The organism is Sphingopyxis sp. sgz302558, assembly GCF_057220455.1.
Map to the genome: position 1 here is coordinate 1 of NZ_JBXPUZ010000006.1, position 23,156 is coordinate 23,156.

General features: G+C 59.5%; 27 protein-coding genes and 1 pseudogene. 14 read left to right on the forward strand and 14 right to left on the reverse strand.

The genetic code is table 11. The features are described 5' to 3' along the window. Positions 1 to 40: 40 nt before the first annotated feature. Genes trbG through AC2TC0_RS14750 form a run of 3 tightly spaced genes read left to right on the forward strand, consistent with a single transcriptional unit; the run spans position 41 to position 2,399 of the window. The gene (gene trbG, locus AC2TC0_RS14740) at positions 41 to 1,006 is read left to right on the forward strand and encodes a P-type conjugative transfer protein TrbG (protein WP_484718247.1); all 966 of its coding nucleotides are present in this window, start codon (positions 41 to 43) and stop codon (positions 1,004 to 1,006) included. Then, a complete protein-coding gene (locus AC2TC0_RS14745) occupies positions 1,003 to 2,172 on the forward strand; it encodes a TraB/TrbI/VirB10 family type IV secretion system protein (RefSeq protein ID WP_484718248.1) in 1,170 nt (389 codons plus the stop codon). The genes trbG and AC2TC0_RS14745 overlap by 4 nt, the downstream gene beginning before the upstream one ends. After that, positions 2,172 to 2,399: a DUF2274 domain-containing protein gene (locus AC2TC0_RS14750; RefSeq protein ID WP_484718249.1), complete on the forward strand. Its 228-nt coding sequence runs from the start codon at positions 2,172 to 2,174 to the stop codon at positions 2,397 to 2,399. The genes AC2TC0_RS14745 and AC2TC0_RS14750 overlap by 1 nt, the downstream gene beginning before the upstream one ends. Here the strand turns inward: AC2TC0_RS14750 and AC2TC0_RS14755 are convergent. The 10 genes from AC2TC0_RS14755 to AC2TC0_RS14800 form a co-directional block, all read right to left on the reverse strand. After that, entirely contained in the window at positions 2,387 to 3,280 is an 894-nt protein-coding gene (locus tag AC2TC0_RS14755) for a LysR family transcriptional regulator (RefSeq protein ID WP_484718250.1), read from the reverse strand. The two genes, AC2TC0_RS14750 and AC2TC0_RS14755, sit on opposite strands and share 13 nt — an antisense overlap. A 207-nt stretch (positions 3,281 to 3,487) precedes the next feature. After that, positions 3,488 to 4,015 carry a YybH family protein gene (locus AC2TC0_RS14760; protein WP_484718251.1) on the reverse strand — a complete coding sequence of 176 codons (528 nt, stop codon included), beginning with the start codon at positions 4,013 to 4,015 and terminating at the stop codon, positions 3,488 to 3,490. A 30-nt stretch (positions 4,016 to 4,045) separates the two neighbouring features. Beyond that, positions 4,046 to 4,924 carry a CopD family protein gene (locus AC2TC0_RS14765; RefSeq protein WP_484718252.1) on the reverse strand — a complete coding sequence of 293 codons (879 nt, stop codon included), beginning with the start codon at positions 4,922 to 4,924 and terminating at the stop codon, positions 4,046 to 4,048. 52 nt (positions 4,925 to 4,976) lie between these two features. Then, entirely contained in the window at positions 4,977 to 5,333 is a 357-nt protein-coding gene (locus tag AC2TC0_RS14770) for a copper resistance protein CopC (protein ID WP_484718253.1), read from the reverse strand. 49 nt (positions 5,334 to 5,382) lie between these two features. Beyond that, positions 5,383 to 6,288 (reverse strand): copper resistance protein B, encoded by a 906-nt coding sequence (locus AC2TC0_RS14775; protein ID WP_484718308.1) that lies wholly within the window; start codon positions 6,286 to 6,288, stop codon positions 5,383 to 5,385. Between the two features lie 227 nt (positions 6,289 to 6,515). Further along, the gene (locus AC2TC0_RS14780) at positions 6,516 to 8,405 is read right to left on the reverse strand and encodes a copper resistance system multicopper oxidase (RefSeq protein ID WP_484718254.1); all 1,890 of its coding nucleotides are present in this window, start codon (positions 8,403 to 8,405) and stop codon (positions 6,516 to 6,518) included. Between the two features lie 6 nt (positions 8,406 to 8,411). Then, the gene (locus AC2TC0_RS14785) at positions 8,412 to 8,984 is read right to left on the reverse strand and encodes an RNA polymerase sigma factor (RefSeq protein WP_484718255.1); all 573 of its coding nucleotides are present in this window, start codon (positions 8,982 to 8,984) and stop codon (positions 8,412 to 8,414) included. Beyond that, positions 8,981 to 9,385, reverse strand: coding sequence for a periplasmic heavy metal sensor (locus AC2TC0_RS14790; RefSeq protein ID WP_484718256.1), 405 nt, complete (start codon positions 9,383 to 9,385; stop codon positions 8,981 to 8,983). The genes AC2TC0_RS14785 and AC2TC0_RS14790 overlap by 4 nt, the downstream gene beginning before the upstream one ends. A gap of 29 nt (positions 9,386 to 9,414) precedes the next feature. Then, entirely contained in the window at positions 9,415 to 9,675 is a 261-nt protein-coding gene (locus AC2TC0_RS14795; protein WP_484718257.1) for a hypothetical protein, read from the reverse strand. Between the two features lie 43 nt (positions 9,676 to 9,718). After that, positions 9,719 to 10,126 (reverse strand): MerR family transcriptional regulator, encoded by a 408-nt coding sequence (locus AC2TC0_RS14800; RefSeq protein WP_484718258.1) that lies wholly within the window; start codon positions 10,124 to 10,126, stop codon positions 9,719 to 9,721. Between the two features lie 73 nt (positions 10,127 to 10,199). Here AC2TC0_RS14800 and AC2TC0_RS14805 point away from each other — a divergent pair, with 73 nt between their 5' ends. Continuing rightward, on the forward strand, positions 10,200 to 10,937 hold the full coding sequence (locus tag AC2TC0_RS14805) for a MauE/DoxX family redox-associated membrane protein (RefSeq protein ID WP_484718259.1): 738 nt from the start codon (positions 10,200 to 10,202) through the stop codon (positions 10,935 to 10,937). 16 nt (positions 10,938 to 10,953) lie between these two features. Here AC2TC0_RS14805 and AC2TC0_RS14810 read toward each other — a convergent pair whose 3' ends face one another. Then, the gene (locus AC2TC0_RS14810) at positions 10,954 to 11,217 is read right to left on the reverse strand and encodes a cation transporter dimerization domain-containing protein (RefSeq protein WP_484718260.1); all 264 of its coding nucleotides are present in this window, start codon (positions 11,215 to 11,217) and stop codon (positions 10,954 to 10,956) included. 214 nt (positions 11,218 to 11,431) lie between these two features. Here AC2TC0_RS14810 and AC2TC0_RS14815 point away from each other — a divergent pair, with 214 nt between their 5' ends. The 8 genes and pseudogenes from AC2TC0_RS14815 (at position 11,432) to AC2TC0_RS14850 (ending at position 16,943) form a co-directional block, all read left to right on the forward strand. After that, positions 11,432 to 11,659 (forward strand): hypothetical protein, encoded by a 228-nt coding sequence (locus tag AC2TC0_RS14815; protein WP_484718261.1) that lies wholly within the window; start codon positions 11,432 to 11,434, stop codon positions 11,657 to 11,659. A gap of 172 nt (positions 11,660 to 11,831) precedes the next feature. After that, the gene (locus AC2TC0_RS14820; protein WP_484718262.1) at positions 11,832 to 12,182 is read left to right on the forward strand and encodes a hypothetical protein; all 351 of its coding nucleotides are present in this window, start codon (positions 11,832 to 11,834) and stop codon (positions 12,180 to 12,182) included. A gap of 74 nt (positions 12,183 to 12,256) precedes the next feature. Further along, the gene (locus tag AC2TC0_RS14825) at positions 12,257 to 12,538 is read left to right on the forward strand and encodes a hypothetical protein (protein ID WP_484718263.1); all 282 of its coding nucleotides are present in this window, start codon (positions 12,257 to 12,259) and stop codon (positions 12,536 to 12,538) included. Further along, the gene (locus tag AC2TC0_RS14830; RefSeq protein ID WP_484718264.1) at positions 12,535 to 14,850 is read left to right on the forward strand and encodes a copper-transporting P-type ATPase; all 2,316 of its coding nucleotides are present in this window, start codon (positions 12,535 to 12,537) and stop codon (positions 14,848 to 14,850) included. Before AC2TC0_RS14825 ends, AC2TC0_RS14830 begins: the two co-directional genes overlap by 4 nt. A gap of 41 nt (positions 14,851 to 14,891) precedes the next feature. After that, a complete protein-coding gene (locus tag AC2TC0_RS14835; RefSeq protein WP_484718265.1) occupies positions 14,892 to 15,446 on the forward strand; it encodes a hypothetical protein in 555 nt (184 codons plus the stop codon). 140 nt (positions 15,447 to 15,586) lie between these two features. Then, positions 15,587 to 15,697, forward strand: a pseudogene (locus AC2TC0_RS14840) (IS6 family transposase); the annotation flags it as partial. Between the two features lie 308 nt (positions 15,698 to 16,005). Beyond that, positions 16,006 to 16,356: a hypothetical protein gene (locus AC2TC0_RS14845; protein ID WP_484718266.1), complete on the forward strand. Its 351-nt coding sequence runs from the start codon at positions 16,006 to 16,008 to the stop codon at positions 16,354 to 16,356. A gap of 128 nt (positions 16,357 to 16,484) precedes the next feature. Beyond that, a complete protein-coding gene (locus tag AC2TC0_RS14850) occupies positions 16,485 to 16,943 on the forward strand; it encodes a MerR family transcriptional regulator (protein ID WP_484718267.1) in 459 nt (152 codons plus the stop codon). An 87-nt stretch (positions 16,944 to 17,030) separates the two neighbouring features. On the opposite strand, the gene AC2TC0_RS14855 is transcribed toward AC2TC0_RS14850, so the two are convergent. Next, positions 17,031 to 17,435: a hypothetical protein gene (locus tag AC2TC0_RS14855; RefSeq protein ID WP_484718268.1), complete on the reverse strand. Its 405-nt coding sequence runs from the start codon at positions 17,433 to 17,435 to the stop codon at positions 17,031 to 17,033. A 365-nt stretch (positions 17,436 to 17,800) separates the two neighbouring features. Here AC2TC0_RS14855 and AC2TC0_RS14860 point away from each other — a divergent pair, with 365 nt between their 5' ends. Then, the gene (locus AC2TC0_RS14860) at positions 17,801 to 18,517 is read left to right on the forward strand and encodes a helix-turn-helix transcriptional regulator (RefSeq protein ID WP_484718269.1); all 717 of its coding nucleotides are present in this window, start codon (positions 17,801 to 17,803) and stop codon (positions 18,515 to 18,517) included. A gap of 19 nt (positions 18,518 to 18,536) precedes the next feature. Here AC2TC0_RS14860 and AC2TC0_RS14865 read toward each other — a convergent pair whose 3' ends face one another. Together AC2TC0_RS14865 and AC2TC0_RS14870 are read right to left on the reverse strand one after the other, a co-directional pair. Further along, positions 18,537 to 19,100 (reverse strand): GNAT family N-acetyltransferase, encoded by a 564-nt coding sequence (locus AC2TC0_RS14865; RefSeq protein WP_484718270.1) that lies wholly within the window; start codon positions 19,098 to 19,100, stop codon positions 18,537 to 18,539. A 107-nt stretch (positions 19,101 to 19,207) separates the two neighbouring features. Next, entirely contained in the window at positions 19,208 to 20,191 is a 984-nt protein-coding gene (locus AC2TC0_RS14870; RefSeq protein WP_484718271.1) for a sterol desaturase family protein, read from the reverse strand. A 469-nt stretch (positions 20,192 to 20,660) separates the two neighbouring features. Here AC2TC0_RS14870 and AC2TC0_RS14875 point away from each other — a divergent pair, with 469 nt between their 5' ends. Then, positions 20,661 to 23,099 (forward strand): TonB-dependent receptor plug domain-containing protein, encoded by a 2,439-nt coding sequence (locus AC2TC0_RS14875; protein ID WP_484718272.1) that lies wholly within the window; start codon positions 20,661 to 20,663, stop codon positions 23,097 to 23,099. Positions 23,100 to 23,156 lie beyond the last annotated feature (57 nt).

Consider the following 23,156-nt stretch of genomic DNA (forward strand, 5'->3'; position numbering starts at 1 on the left):
TCTTCGTCAATGCCATCAACTGGTCAAAGGAACTTGGCTCATGATCTCGCCCATTCCCGGTCGCCTTGCGGTGACCCTCTTGCCCATCCTGTTTGGAACAACCGCCTGTCCGGCTTCAGCTCAAGTGGTCGCCTTAGAGCCGGCGCCAGTGGTCGTCGATGCGGGGACCACTGCGACAATTCAGATGCAATCCGAACCGCGGCGAGCCCCCTCCCGCGCCGCGCGCCGCTCTCCCCCATCCTTGCCCCGGGATCGGGTGGGAGCGGCAAACGCCGCCGCGCGCGTGCAGCCCGAGGGCGAGCAGTTCATCAACGCGATCCAGAACTACGCCTGGGCGCCTGGAGCGCTCTATCAGGTCTATGCCGCGCCGGGACAGGTGACCGACATTGCGCTGCAGGAAGGCGAGCAGTTGGTTGGAGCCGGACCTGTCGCTGCTGGTGATACCGTGCGCTGGCTGATCGGTGACACGGTGAGCGGACGCGGAGCCACTGCGCGGGTCCACATTCTGGTAAAGCCTGTCCGCTCGGACATCACCACCAACCTTGTCATCAATACCGACCGGCGCACCTATCATATCGAGCTGCGCGCCAATCCGTCGGTCTACATGGCGTCGGTCTCCTGGGCCTATCCGCAGGACGAGCTGATCGCCTTGCAGCAGGCGCAGGAAGCCGAGACGCGCGCGGCACCAATTGCTGCCAATATTCCGGTCGAGGCGCTCAATTTTGCCTATCGCCTCTCGGGTGATCGGCCCTCTTGGCGACCGGTGCGCGTGTTCGATGACGGGCGGCAGACCTTTATCGAATTTCCCGAAAGCGTTGCGCAAGGTCAGATGCCGCCGCTGTTCGGGCTTGGCGAAGGCAATCAGGCTGAGCTCCTCAACTACCGCGTGTCAGGCCGCTTCATGATCGTCGACCGGCTGCTCGAACGCGCCGAGCTGCGCCTTGGCGACCGCCGCTCGCAGCAGCGCGTCGAGATCCGCAAGGAACGCCGGAGGACGCCGTCATGAGCGACGAAGCTGCTCCAACGCCAGAAGAGGCGGTCAAGCTGCGCGGCGATCCGCCGCGCGTCATGCGGCTGTCGCGCAAGGCCATCGGCATCGCGTCGGCTTGCGGCTTTGCCCTTGTCGGCGGTGCGCTGATCTATGCCCTGCAGCCCGCGAGCCAGGCCGAGCGCGAGGAGCTGCTCAACACCGAAGGCGCGGCGCGGCCCGATGCATTGGCCGATGCCCCTCGCGACTATGGTGATGTCCCCAAGCTGGGCCCGCCCCTGCCCGGTGATCTCGGCGCGCCGATCCTGGCGGCACAACAGCGCGGGGATGTTGCCGAGCTTCCGCCAATAGGCGCTGCGCCGCCCACTGGCCCTGCGCCAACGCCTGCGCAAACGGCAGCCGAGACGGAGCGACAGCGCTTGCTGCAGGAACGCAGCGCGGCGCGCGAAAGCGGCCTGTTCTTTGGTGGCGGTGCGGGGGCAGCTGCTGTCGGCGACGGATCGGAAGTTGCTGACTCAAGCGGTGCGGCCACAGTGCCGCAGCTTGCAGCAGAGGCTCAGCGTCCCGCCTTTTCCGACCGCCCCGCCGAGCGCCGGACGGTATCTGCGAGCCGGATCGAGCCGCCCGCAGGAACACATGTCCTGCAGGCAGGCAGCATCATCCCTGCGGCATTGATCACTGGGATCCGCTCCGATCTTCCTGGTCAGGTCACCGCGCAGGTCACCGAACCTGTCTATGACAGCGTCACGGGGCGCAATCTGCTTATCCCCCAGGGGTCACGACTGATCGGCGACTATAATGCCGACGTGTCCTTCGGCCAGCGCCGGGTCCAACTCGCATGGAACCGCCTGATCCTGCCCGATGGCCGGTCGATTGTGCTCGAACGCCAACCCGGCGGCGACCCGTCCGGCTTTGCCGGGCTGCAGGACGGGGTGGACTTTCACTGGGGCGGCGTTCTGCGCGCGGCGCTGGTCTCGACCTTGCTGGGTGTTGGCGGCGAGCTTGGCGCTGGCAATGACGACAATCTTACCCGCGCGCTGCGCCGCGGCTCTCAGGACAGCATCGGCCGCGCGGGCGAACAGGTGGTCAGCCGCGAGCTCGACGTGCGGCCGACGCTGACGATCCGTCCGGGGTTTCCCGTGCGCGTGCTGGTGACGCGTGACCTGATCTTGGGAGGCGGGTGATGACCCGATTGAAATTGTCCGATCTGGCCGACGAAAAGCCGGTCAAAATAACGGTCGAGCTCTCGTCCCGCCTCCACCGCGAGTTGCTTGCCTATGGCATGGCGATCAACGGCGGCGATACCAAAGATGCTCCAACACCCGAGCGGCTCATCCCGCCAATGATCGAGCGCTTCATCGCGACCGACCGGTCCTTCGCCAGATTGCGACGCTCGGGTCAGGTCGGGTAGCGTTCGCTGACCAATTCGAAGAACCGCTTCAGCGCGGGATTGTCGTTATCCTCCCGCCAGTAGAAGGCATAGTCGAGCCGCGCATGGCCGCCTTGGTCGATAATCTCCAAAAAGGTCAGTTCCGGCCATTGCACACCGATAGAGGCCTCGGTGGCAAGCGTGATATACCGGCCGAACGGGACCGTGCTCAGGACACTCTCGAGGCTCGTGTCCTGCATGATCAGGTGCGCACGATAGCCCTGATCCGACAATCGACGCTTTAGAATACGTGCCATCGCAGGGCCCACGCCCTGGCTGGGCAATACAAAGACCTGGCGGCGCAAATCGCTCCAGTGAAGCCGGTCTGACTTGGCCAGTTGATGGTCTTTCGGCAATGCGACAAGCAACCGCTCCGACCATGCCGAGCGCCGCGAGATGCCGGCGTCGTGCGCGTCCGACGGCATCAGCGCGACGTCAATGATCCGGGCCTTCAGATCGCTGAGCATGCGCTCGGGATCGGCCTCGATCCCGTCAAACTGAATGTCGGGGTGACGCCGCATGTATTCGCCAATGGTCGCACGCATGTTGCCGGCCATCAGGGACGCAGAAAACCCGACTGCGATCCTGCCTTCCTCGCCATAGCTGACAGCACGGGCTGTCGTCTGAAGATTGTCGATGTCGGTAAGAATGCGCCGGGCAACACTTAGGAACGCCTTGCCTTGCTCGGTCGGTATTGCGCCGCGCGTGCTGCGTTCAAAGAGCTTGATCCCGAGGCGCGCCTCCAAGGCGGCTATTCGTCTGCTCAACGTCGACTGCTTGATGCGCATTGCTTCGGCGGCGCGTGAAAAATTCTGGGCATCGGCTGTAGCGACGGCAAATCTGAGCTGACGCACTTCGATCATAGGCTACGCGACCTTTATCATCTTCTCCCCGGCCGCATTATCACCATTTGTCAGGATCATCCAAATTTTTCCAATGTCTTCAAGGACGAGCGAGCGAGATGGCGGCTGCTTGAGGCGCGTATTTTTGGTCTTCGCACGTATTGTTCAACGATGGATCATCTTGGTTGAGACCTCATACTTCCTGCCAGATCTGAAGCGAAGATCAGTTCAGGATAGGTCGGCCGACGACCAGTGAATGTGCACGATACGCCATTGCCCATTCACCTGCCGGAGCATCATCGTCTCGACTGACCTGCTGTTGATCGCACGCGTGCGGTACGTTCCGGTCACCGTTTCGACACTCATGACCCAGGCCGTATCACCTTCCATTCCATGCGTCCGGCTGATCAGGGTTCGAGGCACCGCGGCGCTGAAGGCGGCGTCGGCCTCCAGATGATGGCTCGCATATTCGGCGCGGCTATTCTCAACGCCGCCAGATTCGAAAATCATAACGTCTTCAGCCAGGTGTGTCAGCGCGGCGTCCGTATCGCCGCTGGCAAGTGCTGCGTGGAAGGCCATAACGGTGCCGACCGGTGTTGCCGCATCGACCGGCGCTCCCGGATTTGCCGAAGTGGGCGTTCGCGGCGCGTCATGCGGCCCCGGATGCGCGGCCGTCAGACTTAGTCCGATCGCTGAAATGCCAACGAGATACGCAGCACGTCGCGCTGCCAGCTGTATCATTTTACCCTCGATCATAGCCTCTTCCTCTCTCGATCAGTTTCTTGGTTACATCATCATCGGAGACATCATGCCCAGCACTGCGACCAGACAGATCACGCCGACCGCCAACATCAACTCGCCTGCCAGGCTTCTGCGAAGTCGCGACAAAGCGACTAAGGGCTCAGAACTCTCGCGGCATTGGTCCAGAACCCCTCGTCGTCCGATCGAGGCGTTGCGCGCGCCGAACGCCAGCATAATGCCAACCAACGTGACTTTGGCGACCAGCAAGACGCCATAAGGTGTGGTCAAAACCGCCGCGCCGTTTTCCAGTCCAAAAATCAACTGCGCGTTGATCATGCCCGTCAGTGCAGCAGCGGCGACCAGGCCGACGCCAAGCGGCGCGAACGCGTACATCACGCGAAGGAGCGAAAAGGCAGGGATGAGATCGCGCTGCCGATGCGCTTTAAGTGTAAGGAACAGGAACCAGCTAATGGCACCCAGCCACAGGCTGGTCGCCAGCAGATGAACGCCATTGTTCATGCGGTGGAACAAGCCCAATCCGCCTTCAGTCGCAGCCGCATGGCCGCTCCAGCTGAGCGTCAGCAATGCGCCAGCGAAGGACATGGCCGCGATCAAAGAAGTTGGCCTACCTGCTCGGCTTGCCAGCAGCGCGCCAAGGCCGATAAGCAGCAACGCAAGACGTATCAGAAACGCCATGCCCATATCAGTGCCAACGATCATCACCTCGATCATAGGCCAGTCGAGCGAAGCAATCGGAGCGCCCATCATCGCTGCGATCGACACCAGCATCAGCGCGAACGACACCAATGGCGCACAAATCGCCACGAAAATGAGAGCAACCTTCCCCTCATCTTTCGACACCCAATCCAGTCGGCGAAGGCTCACCAATCGAAATGCCGTCCAACCGAACAGGCCGAGCAGCAACGCATAATGCGCAAACCGCAGAACCTGTTCGGTTAGCTCACCCATTTCCATATCAGCCGATGATGAAGCTGACTTTACCTGTCATGCGATGGCCGTCAGCCCCCGCAGCTTGCCAGCGAACCTCATAGGTACCTTTGGCCAGCGGCTTTTTCAGGTTGAGCGTCATGGTCTTATTGCCGTTGGCCCAGGCAGTGGTGAAGTTGCGGATGGCCATTTCGCCGTGGTTTGCCATGCCCGGCATCGCGGTCATGACGATGCTTGCCGCCGCCGTGGGCGGAAGCAGTGCTTCACTGAATGTCAGCGTGACCATGCGCGCGCTGCCAACAGTCGTTCCCTCCGCCGGTGTTGATGCGACGACCTTGGTGTGAGCAAGCGCAACGGACGGAGCTGCAAGCGGAGCGGCAACCATTGCGATTGCGGCAAGAACAGAAGCAAATTTCATGGGATATTCCTTTACTTTAAAACCAGAAACGGATGCCGACGAGAAAGTTGGTGACGCTGGGATCCTCGCCGCGCGCGCGGGCGTAGTCGGCGCTGCCACCGACCCTCCAGCTTTGTTCAATGCCGATATAGGGGGCAAACTCGCGGACGAATTCATAGCGCAGCCGGAAACCAGCCTCGATCGTGTCGATCCCGGCTCCAACGCCCAAGAGCGGAATGTCTTGTGCAGACAGATTCACTTCGGCGCGCGGTTGCAGGATCAGACGCTGCGTGATGCGCTGGTCAACCTCGCCCTCGATCCGCGCGGTCAGATCGCCGCGCTGGGACAGGAATAATGCGGCATCGACTTCGAACTGGTAGGGCGAAAGCCCTTGCACGCCGATCACTGCATGCGTGGTGTCAGGTCCGCCGAGGTCTTGCCGCACACCCGCCTGCAGATCCCAAAAGGGAGCAATGGCACGTGCGTAGAGTGCCTGAACCTCGGCATCTTCGACTTTTTCGCCGAACGTGCCTTCGCCCTCGCTCTTGAACCAGAACCGGCTCGTCGGCCCGCCATAATAACCTTGCAAGTCCCACAGGTAGCCGTCTGCGCCGTCGCGCACTTGTGTTTCGAACCGGTCGCCCTGAAACCAGAAGACCGGGAAATCGCCGTGGGTTCGTTGCAGATCCTCGCGCGACGCTCGCATCGCGTCGGCACCCCAAATGGCATCAGCGGCGCGCGGTGGACCGCTTCCAGCCTCAGGTGGCGGCGGGGTTTCCATGTCAGGTCCAGGCGATGCCGACGCAGCGTCGTCCATCATGCCGTGATCCATGGTGCTATGATCCATATCCGCCATCGGATCTGCTGGATCAGATGCGGGCATCGCTGGCATGGCATGCCCGGCATGAGGGTCAACCGGCGGAGCTGTCGGTGTTGCAGGCATCGTGTGACCGGCATGCGGATCAGTAGGTGCAGGCGCTGGCGTTATCGGCGCAGCGGGCATGATGTGCCCGGCGTGGGGATCGGCGGGAGGAGTCGTCGGCCCAGGAGTAGGGCTCGGCGCAGGTGCCGGGGCAGGCATTGGCATTGCATGGCCCTGATGCCGTGCCGCTGCTGGCGTAGCAATCACCGCGCTGCCTAGCAATGCCGCATAAAAGACCGGCCGCACGCTCACGCGCCACCACCCGGACCGACCACGGTCACGGTCTGCATCATCCCGCCATGCATGTGATACATAAGGTGGCAGTGGAATGCCCAGTCGCCCGGCTCATTAGCGGTCAGATCAAATTGCGCGCTAGCACCAGGTTGCACAATCACGACATTCTTGCGGGGCTGATGCGCGGCACTTTCACCGTTGACCAGTTCGAAGAACATGCCGTGCAAATGGATGGGGTGCGCCATCATCGTATTGTTGACCAGCTTCACCCGCACCCGCTCGTTCCACGCAAAACGGATCGGCACATCGCTGACGGCGGAATACATCCGCCCGTCGAACGACCACATGTAGCGCTCCATATTGCCAGTGAGGTGGAGCTCAAGAAGCCGCGACGGCTCGCGGGTGTCACGATTGGGTTCGAGCGCAGTCAGCATCCGGTAATTGAGCACCCGGTGCGGCACATCACGCAGGCCAAGCCCCGGATCGCCCATTTTATCGATCGGCGCCATCGACACCATGTCGATCCCCGGACCGATCGCAACGTCAGGCGGCAGCAGCGTGGTGTCACGCATATTCATACCATCCATACTCATGCCGCCCATCGCCATACCTGCCATACCGCCATCGGCGGATTCTGCTGGAGCCGCTGATTGGCCATGGCCCATCGCTACATGATCCGTCGCGTCCATAGCCGCGCCGGCTGTACCGCCCGCTGCGGCAGCATCGGCGGGCGCGACCTGGTCCATCGCGCCATGGTCCATGCCGCCCGAGCCGTGATCCATCCCCATGTCACCCATGGTCAGCAGCGGCGGATCGCGCAGCGCTGGCACGGTTGCGCGCGCACCGGGACGGCTTGCCAGCATCGCCAACGCCATCCCGGAGCGGTCCATGGACTCTGCCACCACGGCATAGGCCTCGTCGCTGCCTGGTGTAATAATGACGTCGTAGATTTCGGCAGTGCCGATCTGGAACTCGTCGACTTCGACCGGGCGCACATTCTGGCCATCGGCGGCGATGATGGTCATCGGCAGGCCGGGGATGCGGACATTGAAGAAGCTCTGCGCCGATCCATTGATGATGCGCAGCCGCACACGTTCTCCGGCTCGGAACAGATATTCCAACCCCTCGGTCGGTCCGCGGCCATTGGCGAGGAACGTGTAGGTCGGCGCGCCGATATCCATGATGTCCGTCGGCATCATCCGCATTTCGGCCCACATCCGCCGATCTTCTGATGACAAGTCGTAATCGTCGGTCCAGCTGGTTTGCTGCCGATTGAAATAGCCTTCGCCGGTGCGCAGCCGCTGCATGATGAAATGCGGGTCGAGCACGGTGAAGTCGCTCACCAGCAGAATATAGTCGCGGTCATACTGGACCGGTTCCGCGCCTGCAGGATCGATAATCAGCGGGCCATAATGCCCGGACTGCTCCTGCAGTCCTGAGTGGCTATGATACCAATAGGTGCCCGCCTGACGCACGGGAAACTCGTAAGTGAAGGTCTGGCCCGGCTTGATCCCAGGAAAGCTGATGCCTGGTACCCCGTCCATCTGGAACGGCAACAAAAGGCCATGCCAGTGGATCGAGGTGTCCTCGCCGAGGTTGTTGGTCACATTAAAGCGCACATTCTGCCCCTCGCGCAGGCGAATTAGAGGGCCAGGAACACTTCCGTTCACCGCGATGCCGGGACCGCGGCGGCCTTCGATAATGCGATGACCGCTCCCCACGGTAAGGTCGATCACGTCGCCGCTCAGTTCGCCAAAACCAGCAGGGATGCGTGGCCCACCTTTCCCGTGGGTGCCGCCGCGGTGCACGCTGTGTCCCTGTGCCCAAGCCGGCGTAGTGGCGAAAGCAGATGCCGCGCCAAGTGCGGCGATGAGGTGACGTCGAGTGAGGTGAGGACTGTTCATACACTTCTATACGCGCGCGTCTGAGCTATCCCTCAAAATATCCAATAATTTTTGACGCGCACGGTAAAGCCGCGTCTCGACTGCCTTGAGGCTGATGCCCAGCGTCATTGCGGCCTCCTGCTGGCTCAGCCCTTCAACCGTGCACAGGATCAACACATCTTTTAGGCTAGCCGGTAGCTTGGCGATCGCGCGGGCGGCCGCAGCGAGCTCAGCGCGATCTGCGGCTAGTGCTTCGGCTGAGGGCGCATCATCAGCAATCCAGTCCGCGGCCTGTTCCGGCATCGGCAGGCCGATAAACCGCCGGACAGCTCGGCGACGGGCCCAGTCTCGGCATTTGTTGAGCGTGATGGCGCTGATCCAAGCCTTGAACGATCGCTCGGGGTCGTAGCGGCTCAGCGCGCCAAACGCGGCGACGAACGCCTCCTGCGCGATGTCGAAGGCTTCCTCGGAATCGCCCGTCGCTGTTCGCGCAAGCCGGTATACGGTCTCACGGTAGCGTTCGACCAGTGCACGTTGCGCGCCGCTATCGCCAGCCCGTGCTCCGCGTATGAGCGCCGCATCCAGATTGTCAGGGGTCACTGCGGCTGAGCAGCGAGGCTCTTACTGACCACCGCATCGAACCGCGTTTGTTGATCGGGGCGGAGAATGGCGCGCATCGCAAAGACATGCTCGAGCGTCGCCTTCTGGAGATCCCCCATCGCATCATGCGTATCTTCCACGGCTGCAGAAACGCGTGGGCCGTATTCATGTTCCGCAGCAATGGCTTTGCCAAGCAGCATGTTGCTGCGCCTGAGCCGGTCTTCAAGCGCCTGGCGCCGTGCAGCAAATTGACGCTCTAGGGAGGTCAATTCACGTTCCTGCGCCGGGTCCAGGTCGAGCTCGCCATGGATCAAGGCGTGGAGTTCTGCCCCCCCATGATGCGGTGCAGGTTGAAGCATCCGTCCGAGCCACACCCCGACCAGCGCAAGCGCAATGATCAACCCCGCAGCCAAGGCAATTCGACGAAGGTTCATTCCTGACCCAGTGCAATCAGAGGAGTAAGCGAAGCCGAAGGTCCGAAGGCCGCAAGGGGCACTTCAGCGCGCTCCGGCACCCGTAGCCCGCCCATGACCCCCATCCCAAGCGACACCACGAGCCCTAAGCCGAGCATCGCCCGAGTCTGCCTGACCTCGCCTTGCGCGCGCAAAGCCAGCCTCCCACCATCAATGCCGGAAAGGTCCGGCACAGGAAGTCTGGCCAATCGGGCGAGATTTTCGTCGAGATCCATCATGAAGCTCCTTCCGCATGATATACGCGGGCGCGGCAAAAACCCCTCATGTTGCCTTCTTCTCTCCTTCATTTTCCTGCTCAAAGCTGAAAGCATTGATTATGGGACAGGGTCCGGATTGCTCCGACGCGCAGTCATCGGCGAGCCTGACGAGGGCTCCCCGCATGGTTTGCAAGGTGGCGATTTTGGCATCAAGCGCCGCGATCCGAACGCGCGCCAGATCCTGCGCAGCTGTCCGGTCGCCAGCATCCAGAGCGAGCAGCGTAGCAATCTCGTCCAGTGTGAACCCGGCGGTCTGCGCTGAACGGATCGATTGCAAACGGCCGAGGTCGCTGCGCGTGTAACGGCGTGGCCCCTCATGACGCACAGGCTGCGCCAGCAATCCGCGTCGCTGGTAATAGCGGATCGTCTCGACATTGACCCCGCCTGCACGGGCAAATTCACCGATTTTCATTTTCACCCTTGATCCCGTACCGTGGTACGGAACCTATATGGGCTGCATTGCAGCGATTCAAAGGAAATCACCAATGCCCTCACCCGCCAAAACCGCGGTGCTCCACCGCATGGTCATGCCCAACCACACCTGCCCCTATGGCCTTAAATCCAAGCATCTGCTCGAAACGCGCGGCTACAAGGTCGATGATCGACACCTTACCACGCGCGAACAGACTGACGCGTTCAAGGCCGAGCACGGCGTTGCTACAACTCCTCAGACCTTCATCGATGGCGAGCGGATCGGTGGGCATGATGACCTGCGGCGATTTTTCGGGATCAAGGTCCCCGATCCCAATGCGACCAGCTACCGCCCGATAATCGCGCTCTTCGCCATGACCGCAGCGATGGCGATGGCAGCTGGCATCGCAGTCGATGGTACGGCCCTTAGCATTCGCGTTGCGGAGTGGTTTGTTGCCTTCAGCATGTGCGTGTTGGCACTGCTCAAACTCCAGAATGTCGACAAGTTCGCGACGATGTTCCTCAATTACGACCTGCTGGCAAAGCGCTGGGTGCCTTATGCGACCATCTATCCATTCGCCGAGGGGCTTGCCGGTGTGCTGATGATCTCGGGCCAATTGCATTGGCTTTCGATACCTGTGGCACTGTTTATCGGCACGATCGGGGCGATCTCGGTGTTCAAAGCAGTCTATATCGACCGGCGCGAACTCAAATGCGCCTGCGTCGGCGGTGACAGCAATGTGCCGCTGGGCTTCGTCTCATTGACGGAAAATCTAATGATGATCGCGATGGCAGTGTGGATGATGACTTAGAGTTGAGATCGCAAATTCATCGATGCAACGCCGTCTCGTCATCACACGGTACGGACTCGGCCTGGACAGTGACGTGAGGGATCGCGAAGTGCGCTTGCAGCAGATCTGTTATGGCGCGCCGCACCGGTTCCGCATCCTCCCCGCCACCAATCGCAACGTGCTCTGTCAGGCTGGCAACGTCACAAGCCACCGACCACAGATGCAGGTCATGAACGCCGTTCACGCCTAAAATCTCAGCCATCGCGGTACGGATTGCATTGAGGTCGAACCCATGCCGCAAGCATTGCAGAGGGATTGGCTACCGATCGCTGGAACGCATTCGCAATCAGGCCTTGAATGGGTCGGCGACTGCTGTGTGAGGTAGGTATTTTCCAAACCTATCGTCACATCTTGATGTGTATCAATGTAAATATGGCGTATAGCCCTCAAAGTCGTTCCGATTAAGCGATGATGTTTTTCTTGAAACGGACATCAGTAGAAAAGGAGCCTTCACCATGAAAACTATGATTTTATTGTCACTAGCTTTTCCGGTATTGCTAGCTGGGTGCGCTACTACCGGTTCGCGCATGGCGACCGCCGAGGAACGCGCGAGCTGCGCGAAGATGGAGGAGCATATGGGGCTAAAGAGTCCTCATGATCATGGTGAAATGAAGGGCAGAGGGATGAACCCGATGAACCTGAGCCATGAGCGCTGTGTAAGGATCCTCGCCCAGCCCGGCTGATCCTGGATCAGGCATTCGGCGGCCTAGGCGGGCCGCCGAATGCTGGGGTTGGTGCCTCAATCCTGTACGATTATGGCGCGTGCCGGGTTTCCGAGGCTATCGCGTCTGGCAATGGAGCCGATCAAAGCGCCAATTTCACTGAATTGGTCAAACTGTTCGAGAAGGTGTGACGATGATGCCCCTGCCCCCACCGCAGCCGACAGAAGCAGAGATCTGGCGGCTTGCGCTTTCGCGGTGGGACAATGAAGGTGGGGCAATCGCGGCTCTCGGACCAGACGTGGTGGCCGCAAGTCATGAACTGACCAACACCGAGCTAGTCCATCTGCGTATTCGGGTCATTGCGCTTGAAAACCTGATGATCGCTGTCCTGGCCGAGGGATCAGAACAGCAGCGCCTGATGGCCCGCGATATGGCCGCCCTCATTACTCCTCGGCCAGGTCATACGCAGCATCCGCTGACCGTTCATGCCGCCGATCACATCACCGATCTGGTAGCCCGCGCAGATCGGTTTCGCATGGACTGACACGGCAGCGCCTGTGCTCGTCCCCGCAGGAGCAGCCCTGTGGTCGCACTCAGACACAAGCTGCATCAAGGGAGATGGACATGCAAAACCCGACTATCAGTCGCCAGATTATCCGATGGGGATGGACGCTCAGCGTTTTCATTCTGCTCAGCTTTCTTCTTTGTATTGCGTTCGGCCTGCTGATGCCCGGCCGCTTTCACATGCTTGAAGCATGGGCTCCGCTGCTGCCTGGGTTTGAGTGGCTGACATGGCCGGGCTTCATCGCAGGCGCCGTCGGTAGCTTTCTCTATGGCTGGTATATCGCGATATTGATCGTTCCCCTCCATCGCTTCTTCGGGCGCGGAGAGACGTCATGAGCGGCTATATTTGCCCCATGCATCCTGAAGTACGGCAGGACGAGCCGGGCGACTGCCCAAAATGCGGAATGCATCTGGTATTGGACGACGGCATTGAAAGCGGAACGCCGGCCGAAGGCCACGCGCCGCATGAACAGAAGGAGCACCGACCAAGCGATGGCCGCTACGATCAAGTGCCGGAGGAATTCACCGGCACGGTCTACACCTGCCCGATGCATCCGCAGGTGCGACAAACCGAGATGGGATCATGCCCGATCTGCGGCATGGGGCTGGAGCCCGAAACGGCAACCCTGACAGAGGATGGCCCCAACCCGGAACTGGTCGATTTCACGCATCGCATGTGGGTCGGCGCTGTCTTGACTGTGCCGCTGCTGGTTTTGACCATGGGGCCTTTAGTGGGGCTTGGCGGGGTCCGCGAGCTTTTAGGCGAACGCGCGACGCTGTGGATCGAATTCGCGCTCGGCACACCTGTCGTGCTTTGGTGCGGCTGGCCGTTTCTGGTGCGGGGCTGGAACTCGTTCCGTAATTTGAACCTCAACATGTTCTCGCTGATTTCGATCGGCGTCGCTGCCGCGTGGCTATTCAGCGTGGCGGCGCTTCTGGCACCCGGGATCTTCCCGGCAGGATTTCGCAACGCACAGGGACAGGTCGGCGCCTATTTCGAAGCGGCGGCGGTCATTATCACGCTCGTTCTGTTAGGACAGGTGATGGAACTGCGCGCGCGCGAAGGAACCGGTAAGGCCATTCGTGCCCTGCTCGATCTCGCCACAAAAACCGCACGCGTGGTACGCGATGATGGCACCGAGGAGGAAATACCGCTCGAAGACGTCCGGGTTGGCGACCGACTGCGAGTCCGGCCCGGCGACAAGGTTCCGGTGGACGGGACGGTTGCTGAAGGGCATTCGTCAATCGACGAAAGCATGATCTCGGGCGAGCCGATGCCGGTCGAAAAAGTGGCAGGCGATGATGTAACCGGTGCGACGATCAATGGTACCGGCAGCCTGATCATCGAGGCCCGCCGCGTTGGTGCTGATACGACATTGGCGCAGATCGTCGAGATGGTTGCCAACGCCCAGCGTTCGCGCGCACCGATCCAGAAATATGCCGACAAGGTCGCAGGCTGGTTCGTGCCAGTGGTTATCGGTGTCGCAATCCTGTCCTTTATAGGATGGGCAATCTGGGGCCCCCCACCCGCTTTGTCCTATGCGCTCATCGCGGCCGTTGCCGTGCTGATCATTGCCTGCCCCTGCGCGCTCGGCCTGGCGACGCCAATGTCGATCATGACAGCGACCGGCCGCGGCGCGCAGGCGGGCGTCCTGATCAAGAATGCCGAAGCGCTCGAACGGTTCGAAAAGGTCGACACGCTCATGGTCGACAAGACCGGCACGCTGACCGAAGGCAAGCCGCGACTGGTCGCGGTATTGCCGCAGCCGGGACATGATGAAGGCGAGGTGTTGCACCTCGCCGCAACGCTGGAACGCGGATCCGAGCATCCACTCGCCGAGGCAATTGTGAAAGGCGCGCAGGAACGCGGCATCACTCTCGCCGAAGCTAGCGACTTCGAGGCAATCACCGGCAAAGGGGTGGTCGGCGTTGTCGATGGCAAGAAGGTTATGCTGGGCAATCTCAAGCTCGTGACTGACCATGGAATTGATGCAACCGAATTGCTGCCAGCAGCAGATGCGCGACGGGACGAAGGCGAAACGGTGATGTTCGTTGTCGTTGATGGCGCAATTGCCGGCTTGGTCAGCGTGGCAGATCCCGTGAAGGAGACGACCCCTGCTGCGATCAAGGCACTTCATGAACTCGGTTTCCGGATCATCATGGCGACCGGCGACAACGAGCGCACCGCAAAAGCCGTCGCCGCAAAGCTGGGCATCGACGAGATCCGCGCCGATGTCCTGCCGCAGGATAAGGCCCGCATCATTCGCGAATTGCAGGAGCAGGGCCACAAGGTCGCAATGGCCGGAGACGGGGTGAACGATGCGCCTGCGCTCGCCCAGGCCGATGTCGGCATCGCCATGGGCACAGGCGCTGACGTAGCGATCGAGAGCGCGGGCATTACACTTGTCAGAGGCAATCTCGACGGCATCGTCCGCGCTAGGCGTCTGTCGCACGCCACCATGAGCAATATCCGGCAAAACCTGTTCTTCGCGCTCATATATAATGCGGCGGGCGTGCCGGTGGCCGCGGGCCTGCTCTATCCATTGTTCGGCATTCTGATCAGCCCGATGTTCGCAGCATTCGCGATGAGCGCATCGTCAATCTCGGTGGTGCTCAATGCGCTAAGATTGCGGACCGCGAGCCTGTAAGTGGCCGGGCAAAAAGGCTGGCGACGCACGCTCCCACCACGATGATGGAGACGATTGGAAGAGTTCGATCAGCCTATCCGGTGGTTGTCGCCGGAACGCTTGGGCGCCTCGGGTTGGCGGAATTGGCAAAGAATGAAAATGGCGGCGCAATGAGATTTGATAAACAGCCCGAGGTCCATGTTGCCACGTTTGGGTTCTTCACATCGTTCATCTGGGAAATGCTGCAAATGCCCTTCTTCGATGTCGGGTCGGCAACCTCCTGGGAAAGCACGTTGGGCTGCACGCGAGCCACATTTGGCGATGCCGCGATTTTGGTGCTGGCCTATACAGTGGTCTCGATATTGAACCGAGACAGGCACTGGATGCACCGCCCAACCTCCGGCATGATCGGCATCTATCTCATGTGCGGCCTTGGGATTACGGTCTTAATCGAAGGAATCGCGACCAGCGTGCCGACGCAATGGGCTTGGGGCTGGCGCTATAGTGAACTCATGCCATTAGTGCCCGGCACGAATATTGGCCTAGTCCCCGTCCTGATGTGGATCGTTATTCCACTGATAACGCTTTGGTTTTCAAGGCGCCAGCCACGACCTTAACCCGCGACATGCCAAAGGAAAAACGGCACTGTCAGAACAAATGCACCGGCTAGCGGAACGGGCGCGATAGGCTAGAGAGGTGCATTGCCTAGACCCAAGAAGCCCACCAGCCCGTCAAGTACTTCAGCTCCTCGCCGGAGATCATTCGGCTGGTAGTTATGATGTATGTCAGCTTCCCGCTCTTGTTGCGGAATATCGAGGACCTGCTGGCAGAGCGCGAGATCGACATCTGCCATGAGACGGTGAGACAATAGTGGAACCGGTTGAGACCTTGGTTAGGTCGTTCGCTGTTCTACGCTCCGGACTACGGTCCCAGGTCAATGGTCGATTGCCAGTTTTTCTGATCGCATTTTGACTGAGATCAATGATCCAGATTTCCCTTGACCTATGACCGTGGTCCAAGGTGCATAAACCTGTTCGCTGCTGCGATCGGATATGGAGCATTCGCCTTCTCGTCTCGACGTATGTTTGGCTAAAGTCCTGATTTTACGCTCAGGATTAACAACTTGATCGCTAGCTGCGACAGCGGCGGCGGCCTTCTTGAAAGGAGCAACGTGATATGAAGAAAATTTTTGCACCCCTGCTGTTCGGCGCGGCGCTGATCACTGCTTCGCCGTCCATCGCCCAGGGAATGGGCCATAGCTTCTTCATGCGCGGACACGTCGTCGCGATGGAGGAAACGGGCCCTGTGATCTGCATCGGCGAGGCTGACGGTGCGCAGACGGGTCAGGTTCTCGATGTTTACCGGGTTGAGTACCGGCATGCGCACAGATCCGAGCAGACAAGTTACAAGCGGGTAAAGGTTGGCGAAGTCAAGATCACCGAGATCATCGATGATCATTTCGCTCGCACGCAGGTGACTGACGGAAAGCTCAAGGAGCACGACATCGTCGAGCTCAGCCACAAATGAGCAACGGGCGGGGCAAAGCAGGCCAGCAATTACCCCTTTCGAGCCCATGATGGACGCACGGCCTGGACCCTAAGCGACGATGCTTGCGGGTTTGGGAATATGCCAGCCTATCTGGAAGGAGCCGCGCTATGCAAGGTTATACCATCGGGGGGCTGGCTTCAGCTCGTGCCGTGCGGCGCGATACCATTCGCTATTATGAACGTTCTGGTCTCTTGCCCGAACCCAACCGGACCGCGAGCGGATATCGTATCTATGGGCGCGATGATGTCGCACGGGTCAACTTTATCAAGACTGCGCAGTTGCTCGGGTTTACATTAAGCGAGAGCGCGTTGCTACTATCGTTGCAGCACTCCCAGGCCAAATCTGCTGCCGACGTTGTCGATCTGACAGAAAAGAAGATCCGCAGTCTGTCAGTCAAGCTATCGCAGCTCCGAACAATCAAAAAGGCTCTTGCCCAGCTCGTGGCCGATTGTCCCGTCGAAGTGCCAGTCAGTGACTGCCCTATCCTCGGCTACATTGCCCATCCACAATCCCGTCGCCGGCTCAAGCAGCGGTCCGAAAACCTAACTCACGACCTTGCTGGTTGACCTCTTCAGTATGTGTCGCCCGAACATACCCTATCCGTTCACGTCGTTCCGCGAGCCAGTGCATTTTCTCTGACAGTGCCGCCGCTCCTATTTGTGCGACATCATTTTGTTCTCGGCCATCATCTGCGTCATCATCTCGTGCATCATCATCATGCGCTCATGGCAGGCCTGCATCATCGCGGCGTTGTCGCCTTTCATCATGGTAGCCATTTGTGCCTGCATCATTTGGTGATGCTCTGCCATCAACCGCTGACGCTCGGCGGGATTAGTTGCTGCATGCGCTCTCTCCATCAGGGCACGCATCTCCTCCATCTTTTGATGGTGTGCCTGCATAGCCTCAGACTCTTGCGCCATGTCGCTTTGCATCATGCCACCCTGCATCATTCCGCCGTGGCCCGACGGGACGATTGCCGGCGTTGCGGAAGATTGCGCTGACGCGGCCGAAACGGTCAAACCAGCGGCGAGTATGAAGGTAAATATTGCATGCTTCATGATGAATTTCCTTAGTGAAATGTTAGCGGACCATTCGAGGTTGCAGCGACAAAATCACCAGATCAGGTATAACTTTGAGGCAGAACAAATCTGCGGCGCCGCGCGAAATTTTGATTTTCTCATTTTCAATTAATCTCTTTTTACAGAGCAGCGAAATCCTCGGAAACTACGCAGGTTATACAAAAACCGTGCTTTCAATTTAATCGCAGTTCTGTCTGCCAGGCGCGGTTCAAACCATCCCAGAGGTGCGGCCTGCACCCGGCTATTCTGCCGCGGTAATTGCGGCAGAGGTTCTAAAAACGGACAGATCGTTTAGGGGTGTAATCTGCTACCCCGATAACAGGACCTGGATCTAAATTGCCGAAATGAAAAAAATTCCCGAGCCCGTCGCCCCCGTATGGCAGGGGCAACTTTCTTTGGGTGACCGCTGGGCCCTTTGGGAAGGCGACATCGGTGATGGGGTGCTCCACCGCCACTTTGCAGCCCAAGCAATCGTTTCGGACAGTCCGGTTCGAGTGTTCGATGAACACGGCCGTTATGTCGAAGCGGAATGTGTGCTCGTCGACCCTCTAACACCGCACAGGGTCGTGCCGGGCCACAAGGCGAAGCTTATCTATATCGAGCCCGGTAAACGAATGGAACCTGATGCTATCGAGCATTTGCGCCCTGTCGGGTCAGCAACGTCGCTTGCAATTGTAAGTTCAACCGAGGGTCTTCGGTTCTGGGCAATCTGGCTCTCAACACCGGCCCCCTTGTTGGAAGCAATCGACGCAAGATTATCCGCAGCACTCGAATTCATTGAGGGCGCGCTTGCCTACGGCCCTGTGCCTTTGCAGATAGCTGCTTCTCAGGCGCGGCTTTCACCAGATCGGTTCCGGCACTTGTTCGCCGACCAGATGGGGCTCACCTTTAGACGTTACGTTTTGTGGCGCAGGCTTCGCCTTGCATCGGCATACCTTATGGAAGGTCAAGATGTGACGACAGCCGCCCACACTGCTGGATTTTCCGATGCAGCGCATTTTGCACGAACGATTAAATCGACATTTGGAGTTACGGCAAGTCAAGCTCTGGTTGGCCGATAACCTCTCCAGTCGCGCTCCCTCAGGCTGGTTCGCGCCACATCGGGTAGAATTTCGGACCACCCGGCACCTTCACCTCGTCCAAAAGCTGAAAGCCCATTGCGCCATAGAAGCCAATCAGGCTCTCGCTTGCGGCCTCAAGGTATGCAGGCTCGCCCGCTGCATCACACCGATCAAGGTTGGAACGAATAAGGCGACCTGCAAGCCCACGCCCTTGGTGTGCCGGGTCGGTACCCACTGTCGCAAGATACCAGTGCGGACGGCGCGGATGGTGCTTTTCCATCGCTTCAAGACAGCGAATTACGCGCCCTGTGGCCGTACCATAGACCCTTAGCATATGAGGAAGGTTTGCAGCGATGGTGCGCCGCTTGACACGCCAGCGATATGGCGGACGCCACAGCGCCACCGCCTCGCAGCTGTCGGTGACCGCAACGTGCCCCAGTGGTGCGCTCAGTCCCCAAAGAATTTGGAAGAACCTCTCAATGCGGTGTGTGCGGACGTTTTCATCCGGGTAGAAGTATTCGAGAAAGGGGTCGCTCCAGAAGGCCCGAGCCAAACTTTCAGCAGCTGCCGGTCTATCGGCCACACAGGCAAGGCGAACAACTGGAGATGACGCTCCGCCTTGATTTTGAGAAATTGGCGCCCGACCCTGCGGCGAGCCAAGCCCAGCCCGCTGATCCCGAACAACCCCGGTCATTCCGCAGGCGCGGCGGCTACGCCGTATTGTTTCGGCTGTGTTCGGAACGGCGCAGCCAGTTGGCCAATATAACCGACCGGGTAGTGAGGCTGTTTGCCGATGCCGAGATCATCGCTGGTGAAATGCTTGTCAGGTTCATAGACAGCAGTGCCGAGCATGTGGTCCCAGAGGTTAGTAAAGAGACCAAAGTTGACGTCTCCAATGCCGGCCCACTTTTGGTGGTGAAACCGATGCAGGGGCGCGAGAGCGAGTACGTATCTAAGCGGCCCAATCTGCATGTCGGCGTTCGAGTGCTGGAGCAGCAGCTGCACGGTGATCGCGAAGCCCAGCAGCAAGCCGATCTCGACTGGCATGCCAATTAGCAGGAGGGGTGTGGTTCCCGCGACGGTCTCGAGAGTCTGGTGAACGGGATGTTTGATGAGCCCATTGAGGCCATACATGCGGATGACCGAGTGGTGCGGCGCATGGAACCGCCAGAGCCATTCGACCCGGTGGCTGGCATAATGGCAAAGCGTGATCCCGAAGTCTGCAATGATTATCGCAAAAAGGAGCTGACCCCACAGTGGCCATCCACTCGGCCATAGGTCGCTAGAGGGCATAAGTAGCGTTAGTATCGGGATGAGCGCCACCGATAGGTAAACGCTGCCCTCGTAGGCAATTGCATAAATCATGTCACGTCCAGCGTCGCCTTGGTCCCTGTTCCAGGCATTCTCGTATGGGATATAGCGTTCCGCCAAAAACGAGGTGGCAATAGCAGCAAGCAGGAGCGGCAGCAGCCAGAGCCAAGCATTTTCCGAGTTGACGATCCAGACCGCCACACCATTGAACCCCAGTAGCATTATGGGGACGAAGACAACTTTGATCACAGGCCGCACGCCATTCCCTTTCGGACCATAAGCCAAGATGATAGGCCCGAAGACGTGGGACGGCTTGAACGCTTCGGCTAAAGCCGCGAGCGGCAGCACAGCCGCTATGTTCAAAATCCTGCCTGTGTCTCTAGGTTATCGCAACGCAACCCTAATTTTGAGCCGCCTCGCGTTTGTCGAAAGCCCCAGCTTCTGAGCTGGTGGAGCCGACGTGAGCAAGAAAACAAACGAGTTTGTGAGAGAGTTGGATCACGTTCTGACTTGCACAGTCTTGCGAACCTCGCCGGCGACACATGCTCTGTAAATGGCCGGATTCAGGAAATTAGAGCCATCCGAACTAGCCGCGAAAAGGCAGTACCCTCGCAGCCATCGAGTTCATTATATCATTTTTGCATGATAAATCGAAAAATACGTATTTGCTGTTAGCCTTTGTCTTCGACAACTTGGGATCGGGCAATGTTCGTCTGCTGCCAAATGTTGGTGCAATCGCTATCAAAGGAAACGGGGTATGGTAAAAGTTGCGACGGGAGTGCGTAAAAGTGCATTAAGAACAGCTTCGCTTGCCACCCTTTTGACTGCCCTAATGGCCCCGGCGACTGCGATTGCCCAGGACCAATCCGATCCTGAAGAGCAGGAAGCGGAGAAATCAGAGCAGGGGATCATTGTTACCGGGACCCGTCGCGAAGGGGTGACCTACCTCGAATCCGCCCGTCCGGTCGATATTATCTCAGCTGACGTCCTCAACAGGCAAGGTTCGTCCAACCTCAATGACGCTCTGCGTACCGCGGTTCCTTCCCTCAACGTTCAGCAATTCGTCGCGCAGGATGGCTCGGCCTTCATTCGCCCGTTCAGCCTGCGCGGTCTGCCGCCAGACCAGACGCTCGTCCTGCTTAACAACAAGCGACGCCATCGCTCGGCGCTGGTCCAGATCACCAATCAGCCGCTTGCAGCGGGAGCGCAAGGTTCTGACCTCTCAAGCATTCCGACCATCGCCATCAAAAGCATTGAGGTTCTGCGCGACGGGGCCGCTGCGCAATATGGGTCAGACGCCATCGCGGGTGTGATCAACTTCCAGCTCAAGGACAGCTCGGATGGTTTTTCGATGACCGCACGTTACGGGCAGTTTTACGAAGGTGACGGCGAGGATGTGACGCTCGCCGCGAATGCGGGGTTTCCGGTTGCTGAAGGCTTTATCAACCTGAGCGGTGAATATGTCCGGGCAAAGCCGACATCGCGCGGAACCCAGCGACCGGATGCACAGGCTCTGATTAACGCGGGCAATACCGCCGTGCCAGTGCCAGCCCAGCGCTGGGGTAACGTGAACACGGAAGCGGCGCGCTTCCTTCTCAACGCCGAGGTGCCCGCATCCGACAACGCCACGGTTTATCTGTTCGGAAACTATGCGTGGAGCGCGGGCGACACCGAGTTCTTCTATCGCAACCCGGTGACCCGAACGGATATCTTCCGCAGCGTCCCTCTGACCAATACGCCCGGCGGCGCGAGGTTCAGCTTTGCCTCTCAGTTTCCCGGCGGCTTCACACCGATCTTCGGGACAGACATCGAAGATCTCAGCATCGCGGGCGGGGTTCGCGGCGACTTTGGCGATCTTCAATATGACTTGAGTGCGATCCTCGCCCAGAACCGGGTTCGCTACGAACTTTCGAACACTGTCAATCCGTCGCTGGGGCCGCAATCACCGACCAGCTTCAACGCAGGGAAAGTGACCCAACGCGAAACGCAGTTCCATGCCGATTTCGTCTATCCGCTCGAGATCGGGCTGGCCGACCCGCTGAACGTCGCCTTCGGCGCCGAGTATCGGCGCGAAGCCTTCGAAATCACGGCTGGCGAAGTCGCCTCTTGGGAAGCCGGCCCGTTCGCCCGAGTTCTCGATCCAGACAATGGCAATCAGCCGATCGGTCTGGCGGTGGGCTCGTCCGGTTTCCCCGGCTATGCCCCGTCATCGGCGGGCACTTGGTCTCGATCCAACTGGGCCGGCTATGTCGACGTCGAAGGCGACCTGACTGAGGGGCTCAACCTTGGTGTCGCCGGCCGCTTCGAGGACTTCTCGGATTTCGGTAGCACTTTCAACTGGAAAATCTCGGGGCGCTACGATCTCACCGATTGGGTTGCGATCCGCGCCTCGTACAGCACCGGCTTCAGAGCTCCGACGCCGGGGCAATCGAACATCTCGGACGTTGCCACAAATATCGATCTTGTGACGGGCGGGCTGCTACTGACCACAACCCGCCCGCCGTCCGACCCGATCTCGCAATTCTATGGTGCCCAGCCGCTTGATCGCGAAAAGTCGGAAAATATCGCTGCAGGCCTGGTGTTCGACATCCCAGGCGGATGGGTGCTGACGGCCGACTATTTCAACATCAGGGTCGATGATCGCATCGCGCTCACATCACGCATCCCTATCACTGCAGCCGATCGTCTGGCCATGGCCGCTCAGGGCATTGATCCTGGCGATGTGCAGACCGTCCGTTTCTTCGGAAACTTCTTCGATTCACGTACCGAGGGCGTCGACTTCGTGTTCTCCAAGGACTGGCGCCTCGGTGGGGGTACGCTCTTGGGGATCAACGCTTCGCTTAACTACACTAGGAATGAAGTAGCCAATGTCCGAGATGCCCGCGCCGTCGATCGCGAGCGCCGCATCGAGATCAACAGCTTCAATCCGAAATGGCGCGGAAGCATTACGAGTACACTTGAATCGGGTGCGTTCTCCGCGCTTCTGCGTGGAAGTTATTTCGGCCGATGGACCGACGCGGTCCCCAACGCCGCCCCAACCCCCAACGCGTTCGATCAGACATTTGGGGCTGAAGTGCTCGTCGACCTCGAGGTTGCATACAATGTGACCGACAACATCAACCTCGCGGTCGGGGCCAACAACCTGCTCGATGCCTATCCGGATCGCGACCAGCGCATCGGGCAGCAGAATAACGGGATCATTTATCCGCAGTTCTCGCCGTTCGGTTTCAGCGGTGGCTTCTGGTACGTGCGCGCCAACGTGAACTTCTGACGCAGTATCAACAATTGTATCGCCGATGCCTGCTTTGCGGCAGCGTCGGCGGTACAT